General features: G+C 66.9%; 16 protein-coding genes and 1 pseudogene. 6 read left to right on the forward strand and 11 right to left on the reverse strand.

Going from position 1 to position 12959, the window contains the following annotated elements; all coding sequences use genetic code 11:
• Positions 1-179: 179 nt before the first annotated feature.
• The 3 genes from KM295_RS07355 to thyA are packed head-to-tail and all read right to left on the reverse strand — an operon-like array spanning position 180 to position 2663.
• Positions 180-1085: a 1,4-dihydroxy-2-naphthoyl-CoA synthase gene (locus KM295_RS07355; RefSeq protein WP_256029302.1), complete on the reverse strand. Its 906-nt coding sequence runs from the start codon at positions 1083-1085 to the stop codon at positions 180-182.
• A gap of 53 nt (positions 1086-1138) precedes the next feature.
• Positions 1139-1627, reverse strand: a complete 489-nt coding sequence (locus KM295_RS07360; RefSeq protein ID WP_256029303.1) for a dihydrofolate reductase — start codon at positions 1625-1627, stop codon at positions 1139-1141.
• A gap of 7 nt (positions 1628-1634) precedes the next feature.
• Positions 1635-2663: a thymidylate synthase gene (gene thyA, locus KM295_RS07365; RefSeq protein ID WP_256029304.1), complete on the reverse strand. Its 1029-nt coding sequence runs from the start codon at positions 2661-2663 to the stop codon at positions 1635-1637.
• Between the two features lie 109 nt (positions 2664-2772).
• Between thyA and KM295_RS07370 the strand changes: the two genes are divergently transcribed.
• Positions 2773-3282: an SRPBCC family protein gene (locus tag KM295_RS07370; RefSeq protein WP_256029305.1), complete on the forward strand. Its 510-nt coding sequence runs from the start codon at positions 2773-2775 to the stop codon at positions 3280-3282.
• Here the strand turns inward: KM295_RS07370 and KM295_RS07375 are convergent.
• Positions 3262-3633, reverse strand: coding sequence for a hypothetical protein (locus tag KM295_RS07375; protein WP_256029306.1), 372 nt, complete (start codon positions 3631-3633; stop codon positions 3262-3264). The two genes, KM295_RS07370 and KM295_RS07375, sit on opposite strands and share 21 nt — an antisense overlap.
• Positions 3634-3812: 179 nt before the next feature.
• Between KM295_RS07375 and KM295_RS07380 the strand changes: the two genes are divergently transcribed.
• A complete protein-coding gene (locus tag KM295_RS07380) occupies positions 3813-4673 on the forward strand; it encodes a DMT family transporter (RefSeq protein ID WP_256029435.1) in 861 nt (286 codons plus the stop codon).
• Between the two features lie 4 nt (positions 4674-4677).
• Here the strand turns inward: KM295_RS07380 and KM295_RS07385 are convergent, their stop codons facing one another.
• Positions 4678-5094: a GIY-YIG nuclease family protein gene (locus KM295_RS07385; RefSeq protein ID WP_256029307.1), complete on the reverse strand. Its 417-nt coding sequence runs from the start codon at positions 5092-5094 to the stop codon at positions 4678-4680.
• A 111-nt stretch (positions 5095-5205) separates the two neighbouring features.
• Here KM295_RS07385 and KM295_RS07390 point away from each other — a divergent pair, with 111 nt between their 5' ends.
• On the forward strand, positions 5206-5400 hold the full coding sequence (locus KM295_RS07390) for a methytransferase partner Trm112 (RefSeq protein WP_256029308.1): 195 nt from the start codon (positions 5206-5208) through the stop codon (positions 5398-5400).
• A gap of 52 nt (positions 5401-5452) precedes the next feature.
• Positions 5453-6013, forward strand: coding sequence for a DUF7524 family protein (locus KM295_RS07395; RefSeq protein WP_256029309.1), 561 nt, complete (start codon positions 5453-5455; stop codon positions 6011-6013).
• Here the strand turns inward: KM295_RS07395 and KM295_RS07400 are convergent, their stop codons facing one another.
• Positions 6014-7102 carry a DR2241 family protein gene (locus tag KM295_RS07400; protein WP_256029310.1) on the reverse strand — a complete coding sequence of 363 codons (1089 nt, stop codon included), beginning with the start codon at positions 7100-7102 and terminating at the stop codon, positions 6014-6016.
• A 1-nt stretch (position 7103) separates the two neighbouring features.
• Positions 7104-7985 (reverse strand): CbiX/SirB N-terminal domain-containing protein, encoded by an 882-nt coding sequence (locus KM295_RS07405; RefSeq protein ID WP_256029311.1) that lies wholly within the window; start codon positions 7983-7985, stop codon positions 7104-7106.
• Between the two features lie 122 nt (positions 7986-8107).
• Between KM295_RS07405 and KM295_RS07410 the strand changes: the two genes are divergently transcribed.
• Complete coding sequence (locus tag KM295_RS07410; protein WP_256029312.1) at positions 8108-8572, forward strand: DUF7523 family protein; 465 nt, start codon at positions 8108-8110, stop codon at positions 8570-8572.
• A 48-nt stretch (positions 8573-8620) separates the two neighbouring features.
• Positions 8621-10111 carry a cysteine--tRNA ligase gene (gene cysS, locus KM295_RS07415; protein WP_256029313.1) on the forward strand — a complete coding sequence of 497 codons (1491 nt, stop codon included), beginning with the start codon at positions 8621-8623 and terminating at the stop codon, positions 10109-10111.
• Positions 10112-10115: 4 nt separating this feature from the next.
• Here the strand turns inward: cysS and KM295_RS07420 are convergent, their stop codons facing one another.
• The 4 genes and pseudogenes from KM295_RS07420 to rpl1P all read right to left on the reverse strand — a co-directional run.
• Positions 10116-11339 (reverse strand): tripartite tricarboxylate transporter permease, encoded by a 1224-nt coding sequence (locus KM295_RS07420; RefSeq protein WP_256029314.1) that lies wholly within the window; start codon positions 11337-11339, stop codon positions 10116-10118.
• Positions 11340-11427: 88 nt separating this feature from the next.
• The gene (gene rpl12p, locus KM295_RS07425; protein WP_256029315.1) at positions 11428-11781 is read right to left on the reverse strand and encodes a 50S ribosomal protein P1; all 354 of its coding nucleotides are present in this window, start codon (positions 11779-11781) and stop codon (positions 11428-11430) included.
• Between the two features lie 6 nt (positions 11782-11787).
• The gene (locus KM295_RS07430) at positions 11788-12852 is read right to left on the reverse strand and encodes a 50S ribosomal protein L10 (protein WP_256029316.1); all 1065 of its coding nucleotides are present in this window, start codon (positions 12850-12852) and stop codon (positions 11788-11790) included.
• Positions 12849-12959, reverse strand: a pseudogene (rpl1P, locus tag KM295_RS07435) (50S ribosomal protein L1); the annotation flags it as partial. The gene KM295_RS07430 and the pseudogene rpl1P, both read right to left, overlap by 4 nt.

Consider the following 12959-nt stretch of genomic DNA (forward strand, 5'->3'; position numbering starts at 1 on the left):
TTCCAGGGTGATGTCGTCCAGCCGACCCATTATGCAGAAATACGATTGCTATAGTAAATACTTTCGCACGACCGTATGAAAGGACCTCTCGGCAGATCAGACCAGCTCTCACGTGGCTAATGCCGAAATACCTCGAATCCATTCCGGGAGACGGCCTCGGCGACCGTTCGGAGCCCCACTCAGTAGTGCCACTCGAACTGTCCGAAGTCGGGGTCCCGTCCCTCGTTGAACGCGTCGCGTCCTTCCTTGGCCTCGTCGGTCATATATCCGAGCCGTGTCGCCTCGCCGGCGAACACCTGCTGGCCGACGAGGCCGTCCGAATCCATGTTGAACGCGTATTTTAGCATCCGGATCGCCATCGGCGACTTCGAACAGACCGCTTCGGCCCACTCGTGTGCAGTCTCCTCTAACTCCTCGTGGGGGACGGCCTCGTTTGCCATCCCCATCTCGACGGCCTCCGCGGCGTCGTAGGTCTTCCCGAGGAAAAACACCTCGCGGGCCTTCTTGTGACCTACCTGACGGGCGAGATACGCCGATCCGAAGCCGGCATCGAAGGAGGCGACGTCGGGGTCGGTCTGGAGGAACTTCGCGTGTTCTACGCTCGCAAGCGTCATGTCACAGACGACGTGCAGCGAGTGGCCGCCGCCGACGGCCCACCCGGGGACGACGGCGACGACCGGCTTCGGGATGTGCCGGATCAGCCGCTGGACCTCCAGAATGTGGAGCCGCGGGGCGCTCCGCGCTTCGCCTCCGCTGTTCTCCTCGGCGGAACCGTCCTCGTCATACTCGTAGCCGGCGTCGCCGCGGATCCGCTGGTCGCCGCCCGAACAGAACGCCCACCCGCCGTCCTTCGGCGAAGGGCCGTTCCCAGTCAGCAGGACACAGCCGACGTCGGTCTGTCGCTTCGCGTGATCGAGAGCAGTGTAGAGTTCGTCGACCGTCTCCGGTCGGAAGGCGTTGCGGACCGCCGGGCGATCGAAGGCGATCCGCACTGCGCCGGTCTCTTCGGAGCGGTGGTAGGTGAGGTCGTCGAACTCGTCGGTGACCGGACGCCAGCGATCCGGATCGAACAGATCAGAAACCATTATCGGCTTTGAGCGCGCGTCGAAGAAAAAGGTACACGTAGCCGCCGGTCACGTCACCGTCGGTAGGTGACGAACGCCAGGTCACCGGCCGTCTCGCGGTCACGTTCCTCCCACTCCGGGCCGATCTCCGGGAAATACGCGTCGCCCTCGGGCGTCTCCGGGATATCCGTAAGCAACAGTTCGTCGGCCCGATCGATGAACGCCTCATAAACCGTCGCGCCGCCGATCACGTACACCGTCTCTCGCCCCCCCTCGAGTGCCTCTGCGGCGCGTTCGAGTGCTTCCTCGACGTCGTGTGCGTGGACGGCCCCCTCCGGCAGATCGAGTGATTCCCGCCGGGAGAGGACGACGTTCGTCCGCCCGGGGAGCGGGCCGTCGAGTCGCCGCTCGATCGACTCGTAGGTCCGCCGGCCCATGACGACGGGATGGCCCATCGTCGTCTCCTTGAACCGCCGGAGGTCCTCGGGGTAGTGCCAGGGCATCCCGCCGTCGGCACCTATGACGCCGTTCTCGGCGACCGCGGCGACAAGCGTGATCCTCATATTCGTTTCACTCCGCGACCGCGAATTCGATCCCCGGTTCGGGATCGTACCGCTTGAGGCTGACGTCGTCGTACTCCAGTTTCTCGAGGGGTCTGTCGGCGACCTCGATTCGGGGCCGGTCGCCGGGTTCCCGCGATAGCTGTGTCAACAGACCAGGGACGTGGTCGTACCCCGTCTCGTCGTCCGGCTCCGGGGGGGCGGCGTCTTCGAGCCACTCGCGAACGTCGGCGTACTCCGATCGGTCCTCGATACCCTCCAGTTGCGCCCGCAGTTCGGGGAGGTGTTCGTCGTACCACGCGCCGCGGTCGCCCGCCCCACAGTAGATGTGAGTGTCGACGATCGTATGCCCGAACGAGCCGACCTCGAAGCCGGTCCGGTTTGCGACGGCGTGGGCCAAAAGCGAGTACGCCGCCAGGTTGAACGGCACCCCGAGAGCGATATCGCCGGAGCGCTGGGTGAGATGGACGTTCAGCCGGTCGCCCTGGACGTTGAACACGAAGGTGTAGTGACACGGCGGCAGCGTCGAGACGGCGGCATTGGCCGGGTGCCAGGCGTTGACCACCAGCCGCCGGGAGTTCGGGTTCTCGTCTAAGCTATCGAGGACGTAACCGATCTGATCGAAGACCTGCCGGGTCCCGCCGCCCGGAGCGGTCTCGGTCTCGGTCCAGCGGTGGCCCTCCTCGGGCCAGCTTTCGCCGGGCAGCCGACCGATCCCATCGGGAACCGGGTAGCGCCGCCAAAAGCGGCCGTAGGCGGTGTCGAGGTGGCCCTCCTCGTCGGCCCACGCGTCCCAGATCTTCGTCTCCTCGCGGAGGTCCCGGATGTGTTCTTCGCCGGAGAGGTACCACAGCAGTTCGTGGATCAGCGAGTTCCACCGGTAGCCGTCCATCCGTTTCGTCGTCAGGAGGGGAAAGCCCTCGGCGAGATCCACCTCGTAGTGGTGGCTGAACGCGGCGACGGTGTCGACGCCGGTCCGGTTCGGTTTGTAACACCCGCCGGCGAGGGTGTCAGCGACGAGTTCGTGGTACTGACGCATTCGATATCTACCGCTGGGACGGCGGGACAAATAGCTTTGCCCCTCCCGGATGATCGGCGTTGGCTGTCTCAACCCGTCCCGTTTTCCTTCCAGCGCCCGTACCATCACCATGGTCACCTATCGCCGCAAGACGTGGGTCGAGGCTCCCTTCGAGGAAGTCTGGGAATTTCACTCGAGGATCGACGGCCTCGAAGCGCTGACACCCGGGTTCATGCACCTCGAGATCGACCGTGTCACCGGTCCGGACGGGGACACCGATCCCGAGGTCCTCGAGGCTGGCTCCCGTATCGAGATGTCTGTCCGGCCCTTCGGCGTCGGACAGAGACGACGGATCGTTTCGGTCATCACCGACCGGACCCGCGAGGGCGGCGCCGGCTCGTTCCGCGACGTCATGGAGGAGGGGCCGTTCGCCGAGTGGGCACACACCCACCGGTTCTTCGATGACGGCGACCGGACCCGGCTGGTCGATCAGGTCAAGTATCGCCTGCCCGGCGGCCCGCTCGGGCGGGCAGTCTCGCCGCTGGGACGGATCGGGCTCGCGCCGATGTTCCGGGACCGACACCGGACGACGAAACAGCTGCTGGAGGGGGAACGCGAGCTACCCCGAGACCGACCGTGACTCCTCCCGAACGAACAGATAGAGCGCGAGCGCGATGAACACTGTCGACGTGATTCCCGTCAGGACGCCGATGAGGAAGAACTCGACCCTGCCGAACAGCCAGACCGCGCCGAGAAACAGCGCGAAGGCAGCCCCGAGCAGATACAGCACCGGCTGCCAAAGCGGCGTCAGCCGCAGCAGAAACCCGACGAGAAACGCCGAACCGATGAGAACGAACTGCCCCGAGCGGGCCTCCGGAACCCCGGGCTCGATCAGCCCGAGATACAGGTGTATCCCGGCGATCGCAAGCGTCACACACAAAAAGAGTGTTTCGAGGGGGCCGATATCGCGTGCGAAACCGTCGGGCGTCACTGTCGCTCCCTCCCATCGACGCTGTGTCCGGATCTCATTCGCGGCCGTACAGCCGCGATTCGGATATTTTTGCCGGTCGTCCGTTTAGGTATCCGGGGGCGATCCCGTTGCGAAACCGATTTAGGACCGTCCGAACCACTCCCGGTGTGTTCGCCGCCATAGAGGACCGAACCCCGCCGATGGCCGCACTCGGCGTCGCCGTGCTGGCCGTCTCGACGAGCGCGATCCTCGTCCGGTGGAGCGACGCCCCCGCCGTGGTGCTCGCGTTCTACCGAGTCCTGCTCACCACGCTTTTGATCTCGCCGTTTCTCCTCACGCGACATCGGGGCGATCTCGGCGCCTTCCGGCGCCGGGATCTCCTCGTTGCGGTGCTGACTGGGGCGGCGCTGGCCGTCCACTTCGCCGCGTACTTCGAGAGCCTCGCGTGGACGAGCGTCGCCGCCAGCGTCACGCTCGTCCAGGCACAGCCGCTTTTCGTCGCCGTCGGCGCGGCGCTGTTCCTGCGCGAGCGGATCGGACCACGGACGGTAGCCGGGATCGCTATCGCTATCGCCGGCATGGCGGCGATGTCGGCCGGGGAGTTCCTCGCGGGCGCGGCGGTCGAAGGGTCCCATCCGCTCTACGGAAACGCTCTGGCCGTCCTCGGAGCCGTGATGGCTGCGGTCTACGTCCTCGTTGGGCGATCGCTCCGTCAGCGTGTCGCCCTCGTCCCGTACGTCCTCGTCGTCTATACCGCCTGTACGCTCACGCTTTTTTTGATCGCTATCGCACAGGATCTGCCGCTTGCGGGTTACGGGCGCCGCGAGTGGTTCTTGTTTCTCGCCTTGGCCGTCGGCCCCGGGCTCTTCGGGCATACGGTCGTCAACTGGGCGCTCGGACACGTCGATTCCGCCGTCGTCAGCGTGTCGCTGCTCGGTGAACCGATCGGCGCGACGATCCTCGCGCTCGTCTTGCTCGCGGAGGCCCCCGGAGCGACGACCGTCGCCGGGGGGGTCGTCGTGCTCGCGGGGATCTACCTAACGTCGGCCGCACGGGCGTGAGTGCTCATTCTTCGCTGGCGTCGCGGTGGGCCGCCGCGACAGTGCTTCGGAGTTCGGTCCCGTCGGTCGCGTGGGCGAGATGGGACTCACAGTCACAGTCGGAGGCGCCGAACCCAGCGACCGGAGACGGCGGCAGCGCAGCCGCGACCGCACACTCGATGTTGGCGTCGGGCGTCCGGACGTCCCCACGGATCGAGGCGGCATCGTCCCCGAGGAGGTAATCGATATGCCAGTGGCGGACCGATAGCTTCCCGGCAGCGAGTTCGTAGTGTCTATCCACCCGTGTGAACCCTCCGGATCCGAGAGCGCTCCCCGTGTAGGCGTACCACCCGGCGGGAACGCGGTGTTCCCCGAGCGCGCCGATCCCGATCGTCCGCGGGCCCTCCAGTTCGATGAGGAGCGTGTACGTGCCGCCGGTCACGGTCTCCGGTTGACCCGCTCGCGTGTAGTAGCTGTCGGCTCTCTGTCGGCGCGATCAGTCGGATCGGAACGACCCGCCATACTTTTGCTTTCCCCCGTCGCAGGTGGTGGTATGAAGGAGTCGCTTCTGGACATCCTGTGTTGTCCATTAGACAAGGGCGAACTCGAACTGGAGACGATCCGCGAGAACGACGAGGAGATCCTCGAGGGCCGACTCGTCTGTACCGAATGCGGCGAGGAGTACCCGATCGAGGACGGTATCCCCAACCTCCTGCCGCCGGACATGCGGGAAGAGGCGACCGCCTGACCGGGAACGAGCAGTAGCCTTTTTAACCGTACCGGGTGTGTGACACCGTGTGATGGATCCGCTCACCGTCGCGGTCAACCGTGACGGATTACACACGCTGGAGGTGCCTTCGGAGTTCAAGGCCGCCGGTCCATTCGCCGTCGAACTGCGGAACTACGGCGAGGCGGCCCATGTCCACCTCAACCTCGACGACCGGATTTCGCGGGTCGCCCGGATCGGGGCGACGAACCACTACGTCGAGGCCGACGAGCGCCGGCTGATCGACGTCGAGACCCGCGAGGCGTCGGGGTGGCCCGCCGACACCGTCCGCGGCAAGCTCAAGGTCGTCGTCGGCCACGGTCAACGGACCCACTACGTCGATGTGACGCTCGATCGCTCGGCCGCCGAAAACGAGGTCCGTGTCGATCCCGACCTCGCCACTCCGGACACAGAGCGTGACGAAGGGACGCCGCCGGTGGTCCGGTTGCTCCCGGTGGTCGTCCTCGGGAGCGTGGCGGTCCTTCTGGCCGTCGGGGCGCTGTTTGCGGCCGGGACTCTCGTGGTCTTCCTCGGCGGGCTCGCGCTCGTCTCCGCCCTCCTGTGTACGGCCGCCGCTTACGTGCTGTTCCGGTAGTCAGGAACCGTCGTCGGTCGGGACGCCACAGAGCCGCCCCTCCTCGTCGAAGCGTTTGGCCCGCAGAAAGCGGGCCCGATACCGGTTTGCGCCCTCGTAGATGTCCGCCTCCCGGATCGACTCGGCCTCGCCGTCGGCGACCGCGTCGACGATCGCCTCGATCTGCTCTTTCTCGCTCGGCGTCAACTCGAACTCGTAGCGTTTCGTCTCCTCGCCTTCGAGCTTCGTCCACTGTCGGGCGGCTGTCACGACGAGCGAGCAGGGCTCCCGGCAGGGGAACTCGCCGTCGCCGCCGTCGACCTCGAGGGGAGTCCCGTCCTCGTACTCCCACTCGCGGCGTTTCAGACACTGGCTGTCGGCACAGCAGGCCTCGGCGACCCAGTTGACGTGTTCGTGGCCCTCGCCACGGTCCCAGGTCTTGATCACGCTGTAGATCCCGCTTTGCCGTTCCATCGTCTCACGCCAGTGGTCGACATCGAGTTCGCCCCGCCGTTCGAGGTGCCAGTTCGCGATCGTCGCCGGGTAGACGTACTCGACGGTCTCGGCGAGCGCCCGCCCGTCCAGATCCACGAAGGCCCACCCCGTCGGCAGCGTCGGGGCGGTCTTCAGCGGTCGATAGCGGCCCCGGTCGTCGTGTTTGACGAGCTCTCTCGCCTCGAGCGGGTCGGTATGGACTGTCAGGGATTCGATCGCGGTGTCGGCCTCGGTTTCGTTACGGACGGTGTACACCCGGTGGCCGTCCTCTCCGAGCGCGATATCGATTCGGAGCTGTCCCCAGGAGGCGACGATACCGTCGTCGGCCATCGTCTCGTACCGGTCGGTGACGGGACGGTCGTCGGCCCCTTCGAGGTACCGCAGGAAGGCGACCTCGGTGTCCGGCCGATCGCGGGCGCGCCAGTAGTACCAGTTCGAGACGAACCACGGGTTCCGATCGGCGAGTTCTCCGAACTCGGCCTCGGTGAGCTCCTCGTGGGTCCCGTCGGGCGTTTCGAACCGGTAGCCGTCGACGTCGTGTTCGGCGACGAGGCCGTCGTAGTCGACGCCCGAGGCGGCGGCCGAAAGCAGCGCGTCGAGTTGCTCGTCGTTCACGTCAGTCACCCGCGCTCGCGTTCGCGTCCGATCGGGTGCGATGTCGGACCGTCTCGATGGCGTCTCCGACGTCGGCGCCGGCGTCGGCCGCCCGCTCGATGACGACGTCGGCAGTAAGTCCCTCCGTCCCGACGGCGCCGGCGTACCAGATCCGGTGGCCGTCGACCTCCGCGGGGGTCTCCCAGCCAGTCCGGTAATCGTCGGTCAGCCCCATATCCTCCGGGATGTCCTCCTGGGTGTGATAGCCGTCGGCGATGAAAAGCGGCACGACGACGATGTCGGTCGTCTCGAAGAAGTCCGTCACGTCGTCGATCTCCGGGTCCTCGTCCATGAACAGCGCCTTCACCTCGTCGAACCGTCCGGTCTCGGCGATCCGGTCGGCGTGGAGGTGGACCGCCTTCGCGGAGTTTTCGTTCCGTTCGGTGCCGTGGCCGACGACGGCCAGCGCGAACCCCTCGCCGGCCTCGCTGTCGCCGGTCACCGTCTCGGCGCGCCGGACGATCACGTCGCTCATCGCGTCGTGGGTCCCGACCGGCCCGCAGTAGTGGATGGTCTTGTCGACGTCGGCTGCCTCGAGCGTCGCGTGGGTCGCGCTCGTGCCGTCCGAGTCCCACTGCTCGAGGTCCCAGCCTTCCAGGCGGAGTTCTCGGGGAATCACCTCCTCGGTGAAGTACCCTTCCGAGATGAAAAGCGGGACGACGTAGACCTCCTCGCTCTCGACGGTCCGGAGTACCTCCCTGAACGAGGGTTCTTCCTTCCAGAAGGCGGTCCGGACCTCATCGAAGACGCCGGCCTCCCGTATCGTGTCGGCGTGGTCGTACGTCGGCGTGCTCGCGTCCGGGTTCAGATGCGACCCATGGGCGACGATGACGAGCGCTTGCATACCGGAAAGTAGGGGACGGCGTCCTTAGTCGCTTCGGGAATCGGCTGTTTTGGATCCCCGAACGGGGTCACCCTCCAGGGCGGGACCGACACGCCCTTGTCGGATCGATCCGATCGAACCCCATGACCGTCGCTGCCGAGACCCGAAAGGCCGTCCGCGAACACCCCTTCGTCTACGATGGTCTCCGGGCCGGGATCGTCAACTACACTGCCGCCGCCCGGTTCCTCGATGTTGGCGACACCGAAGCCGTCGGGGCCGCACTCCGCCGGTACGCCGAGGACCTCTCCGAGTACGCGCCGCCGGACGCCCGGGGGACCGTCTCGATGCGGTCCGGGGTCGGGGAGACCGACGACGTGGAGGGACTCCTCGCGGTCGGCAACAGGACCTTCGGGATCGACGGTGGGGAGCATACGGCGATCGTCGCGACCGGCGAGTTCGACGCGTCGGCGCTCGGGGCGATCCTCGCCCGGCTCCGGACGGCCGAAATCGAGGTTGTCGCGGCCGCCGGGGCGGAGGGCACGGCGACCGTCGTCGTCGAGCGCCGTGCGGGCCCCGACGCCGTCCGGGTCGTCGAAGGCGTCCTGTAGCCTCGGGCAAGCGACGCATTAAAACCGCCTCCGGGTCTGGCTCCGATAATGACGCTCCGTGTGATGAACACGCTTTCGGGCGAGCGCGAACCGTTCGAGCCGGCCGACCCCGACGACGTACTACTGTATTACTGTGGGTTGACCGTCTCGGACGCCGCCCACCTCGGACACGCTCGTTCGTGGGTTCACGTCGACGTGATCCACCGGTGGCTCGAACACCTCGGCTACGGCGTCCGGCACGTCGAGAACATCACCGACGTCAACGAGAAGATTGTCGCCCGGGTCGGGGAGGCCGACGACGGGGCGACGCTTGGGGATAGCGAACTCGGGGTCGCGGACCGATTCATCGAACGGTTGTTGACCGACATGCGGTCGCTCAACCTCAAACGCGCCGAGGTGTATCCCCGCGTCTCCGAGCACGTCCCCGAGATCATCGATCTCATCGAGACGCTCATAGAACGGGGCTACGCCTACGAGTCGAACGGCTCGGTCTACTTCGACGTGACCGAGTTTCCCGACTACGGGAAGCTCTCGAATCAGACCATAGGGGACGTCGAAACTCAGGGCCAAGAGGAGGAACGCGAGGAGAAGCGCCACCCGGCCGACTTCGCGCTGTGGAAGGCCGGCGGCGTCGCCCCCGAGACCGTGGCCGAACACCGCAGCGAGGATCGGACCTACGAAACGACCCCTTCGGGTGAGACGTGGGACTCCCCGTGGGGGGAGGGTCGTCCCGGCTGGCACATCGAGTGTTCCGCGATGTCGATGGCGCATCTGGACAGTTCGATCGATATCCACATGGGCGGCCGAGATCTCGTCTTCCCGCACCACGAAAACGAGATCGCACAGACCGAGGCTGCAACCGGTGAGACCTTCGCCCGCTACTGGCTGCACGCGGATCTCTTCCGGATGGCCGACGAGAAGATGTCCTCGAGTCTCGGCAACTTCATCCCCGTCTCTGAGGCCGTCGACCGCTTCGGGACGAACCCGTTGCGGCTGTTCTTCGTGTCGGCCTCCTACAACTCCACGCAAACCTACAGCGAGGACGCCATCGAGGAAGCGCTGGAGCGGTGGGATCGCCTCGAGGCGGCCTACGATCGGATCACACGGTCGCTCGATAGCCCCGACGCGCGGACGAAAGTCGACTCGTCGCTCGGGGGTGCCGTCGAGGACGCGGCGGAAGCGTTCACCGCGGCGATGAACGACGATTTCAACACCCGGGAGGCGCTCGCGGCGCTTTTCGATCTCGTCGGTGCGGCCAACCGCCACATCGAGGACCGCGACGAGTACGACTACCGGGGGCTGCGACGGACGGTCGAAACCCTCGAGACGCTCGGCGGGGGCGTCCTCGGGTTCGACTTCGAAGGCGAAAGCGGGGGCGAGGCGACGATCGCCGACGAGCTCGTCGAGTTGGTCCTCGAGATCCGGGAGACCGAACGCGCGGCGGGCAACTACGGTCGGGCCGACGAACTCCGCGACGACCTCGAGACGCTCGGCGTCGAGGTACAGGATACCGACGACGGCCCTGCCTACCGGCTGTAGCCGCCTATCCGACCACGATCGGGCCGATCAGTACCCCCATCAGGTTCGCCCGCCGCGCGCCGAACCGGGCGGGAACCAGACCCACGACGGTCGCGGCGAGGTACGCACCGACGCCGATCGGGCCGGCCAATAGATACGAGAGACCGGCGAGCCCACAGAGCAGCCCGACCGAGAGCCGCGTCGGATCGAGGCGGCCGACGGCGTCGAGATACCGATCGCCGATGGCGAGGACACCGGCCGCGCCGGCGATCGATCCGAAGGCGACCCCAACGAGCAGATGTGGGACCGAAAGCGGCACCGAGGCCGTCTCGACGGCGACGAGGACGCCGGTCCGGGGCGTCCCGAGCGCGACGAGGGCGAACAGCGCGAAGATCGCGTTGGCCGTGTTCACGCCCGAGGTCGTGACGATGAACCCTCTGGCACCGTACCGTCCCGGGACGGCAAGCAGTGCGAACGTCGCCGCGACGGCGCTGGAGACGGCCGGCACGTAGCCGACGATCGCCCCGGCGACCGTCCCGAGTCCCGAGAGACCGAGGACGCTCCGCTTCGAGGCCGCTATCTTCGCGTCGTCCTGTGGTGGAACGCCCTCGCCGCCGATCGCCTCGATGAGGACGGGCGCGCCGAACAGTCCCGCAAACAGCGGCGCGAGGATCCCCCCGGCATCGAGCGGGGCGGCCGGGGAGAGATCCAGCGTTCCGATCCCCAACAGTGCGCTGAGACCGAAGGCGGTCGCGGCGATGAGTTTCGTTGTGAATCCCCGCTCGGTCACCACGAGCATCGCGGCGACAGCCCCGAGAACGAGCGTGAGGTTCGCCCGGACTGTCGGCCACAGGGCGGTCATGAGACGGGTGATCGGTACCGCGAGTGGTACTGCGAGGAGGACGGCCGTACCGCTGCCGAGCGCCGACAGCCGGAGCGCCTCGCGGCCACGACCCGCTAGGACGAGCCGGTGGCCCGGCAGCGCCGCGACCGCGGTCGCCGGATCCGGAACGCCGAGCGCGAGCGTCGGCACGATCTCGAGAAAAGTATGCGTGACGCCCGCCGCGAGCATCGCCATGCCGACGTACAACGGCGGCCCCGGGACCGACGGCGCGACGCCGGCCAAAACGAGCGCCATGTTGTTCGCATGGAGCCCCGGAACCAGCCCGCTGAGAGAACCGAGGACGATGCCGCCGCCGACGAAACAGAGCGCGAGCGCCGTCGCCCGGGGCGCGAAGGTGACCTCCATCGAGGCGGTCTGGTCGCGTGTTCGTATATAAATCCTCGGCGGAGGCGTCGCTACGCGGTGGAATAAAACGAAAAAGTCGCTGTCGGCGTCAGCCGAACAGTTCGCCGAGGCCTTCGCCGCCGTCGCCTTCGTCCTCGTCGTCGCCTTCGTCTTCGGCTTCCGCTTCGGCTTCATCGTCGTCGCCTTCGTCTTCGGCTTCGGCCTCCTCGTCGGCCTCCTCGGCCCCACCGGCTGCCGCGGCGCCACCGGCACCGCCGGCAGGGGCTGCGGCGGCCGTCTCGATAGCTTCCTCGACGTCGACGTCCTCGAGGGCGGCGACGAGCGCCTTGACGCGGGATTCTTCCACGTCGACGCCGGCCGCTTCGAGTACGCCGGTCAGGTTGTCTTCGTTGATCTCTTCGTCCGTCTCGTGCAGGATGAGTGCTGCGTAAACGTATTCCATTGGTAGTCACCCGAACATGTCGCCGAGCGCGTCGCCGCCGTCGTCGGCGTCGTCCTCGGCACCGCTTTCGTCTTCGTCAATCGGTTCCTCGTCCGCATCCGCGTCCGGCTCGTCGTCGCCGTCGCCGTCATCGCTCTCCGACGCTTCGTCGGTCGCCTCCTCGGCGGGCGCGGGTTCGACGCCGCGGAGTTCCTCCGGTAGGGCCTCCTCGTCGTCGATCGCCGCCGCGAGCGAACGCATCTGCGCGTCGGCCTTCGAGACGAGATCGTCCGCGAGGTCGGGGCTCTCGACCGCCGCCGACAGGCCGACCGATTTGGCCTCGCCGGCCGCCTTCGCGAGCATCGACGGCACGGTCCGTGCCGTCGGGTACTCGGCGTTGATCGAGAGGTTCCGCGCGGCGCTCGAGGCGGCCTCCAGATCCGCGATGTACTCCTCGACGTCGATGTCGAGTTCCTCGGGCGAGAACGACACACCCTCGGAGACGACACCGCGGAGATCGAGGCCGACCTCCTTCGGCTCGATGCCGAGTTCGCCGAGCACGTTGGCGAGATCGGCCGAAACCTCCTCACCGGCCGAAAGTACCGTCGAGTCCTCGACGACCTTGATCGAGCCGCCCTCGATCCGGGCGTTGGCACCGACCGTCTGGAGTTCGCCGACGAACGGCCCCGGATCGACGCCGGTGTCGCCTTCGGGGATCACGACGTCGTTCGGCGCGACCTCGCCGGCGCTGATCGGCGCTGGCGTCTTCGACTCCTCGAGTTGCTGATAGAGCCCGAAGGGGTTGTCGTTCGTCCCGATGAGCCCGACCTGCCCCTCGACGAACTCGACGAGCGCTTCGAGCCCTTCATCGACCTCGGCGAGCGCCCGTTCCATCAGCGTGTTCCGCGAAACGCGGAGCGCCGCGGTGCCGTGTAGCTCACGGCGCATGTCCTGTAGCTGACGGCTCGGGATGCCGGTGATGTCGACGACGCCGACCGACTCGTAGCGTCCGAGGAACGCCGCGAGGTCGTCGATCTCTTCGCGTTTCCACTCCGGGATCGTCTCTGTTTTGCGTTCCGCTTCGGCGCTCATGCGGGCACCTCCACTGCCGGTCCCATCGTCGTCTTGACATACACCGAATCGATGTTCTGGGGCCCCTTCTCGAGGTCCGTGAACAGCCGGCGCAGGATGACGTCGAT

It is taken from the genome of Natronomonas aquatica (assembly GCF_024449025.1).
GTDB classification, from domain to species: Archaea; Halobacteriota; Halobacteria; order Halobacteriales; family Haloarculaceae; genus Natronomonas; species Natronomonas aquatica.

What these genes read in the sequence shown, in the direction of transcription:
- KM295_RS07355 (WP_256029302.1), bottom strand. Translation starts at nt 1,085, where the DNA reads ATGGTTTCTGATCTGTTCGATCCGGATCGCTGGCGTCCGGTCACCGAC.
- KM295_RS07360 (WP_256029303.1), bottom strand. Translation starts at nt 1,627, where the DNA reads ATGAGGATCACGCTTGTCGCCGCGGTCGCCGAGAACGGCGTCATAGGT.
- thyA (WP_256029304.1), bottom strand. Translation starts at nt 2,663, where the DNA reads ATGCGTCAGTACCACGAACTCGTCGCTGACACCCTCGCCGGCGGGTGT.
- KM295_RS07370 (WP_256029305.1), top strand. Translation starts at nt 2,773, where the DNA reads ATGGTCACCTATCGCCGCAAGACGTGGGTCGAGGCTCCCTTCGAGGAA.
- KM295_RS07380 (WP_256029435.1), top strand. Translation starts at nt 3,813, where the DNA reads ATGGCCGCACTCGGCGTCGCCGTGCTGGCCGTCTCGACGAGCGCGATC.
- KM295_RS07390 (WP_256029308.1), top strand. Translation starts at nt 5,206, where the DNA reads ATGAAGGAGTCGCTTCTGGACATCCTGTGTTGTCCATTAGACAAGGGC.
- KM295_RS07395 (WP_256029309.1), top strand. Translation starts at nt 5,453, where the DNA reads ATGGATCCGCTCACCGTCGCGGTCAACCGTGACGGATTACACACGCTG.
- KM295_RS07405 (WP_256029311.1), bottom strand. Translation starts at nt 7,985, where the DNA reads ATGCAAGCGCTCGTCATCGTCGCCCATGGGTCGCATCTGAACCCGGAC.
- KM295_RS07410 (WP_256029312.1), top strand. Translation starts at nt 8,108, where the DNA reads ATGACCGTCGCTGCCGAGACCCGAAAGGCCGTCCGCGAACACCCCTTC.
- cysS (WP_256029313.1), top strand. Translation starts at nt 8,621, where the DNA reads ATGACGCTCCGTGTGATGAACACGCTTTCGGGCGAGCGCGAACCGTTC.
- KM295_RS07420 (WP_256029314.1), bottom strand. Translation starts at nt 11,339, where the DNA reads ATGGAGGTCACCTTCGCGCCCCGGGCGACGGCGCTCGCGCTCTGTTTC.
- rpl12p (WP_256029315.1), bottom strand. Translation starts at nt 11,781, where the DNA reads ATGGAATACGTTTACGCAGCACTCATCCTGCACGAGACGGACGAAGAG.
- KM295_RS07430 (WP_256029316.1), bottom strand. Translation starts at nt 12,852, where the DNA reads ATGAGCGCCGAAGCGGAACGCAAAACAGAGACGATCCCGGAGTGGAAA.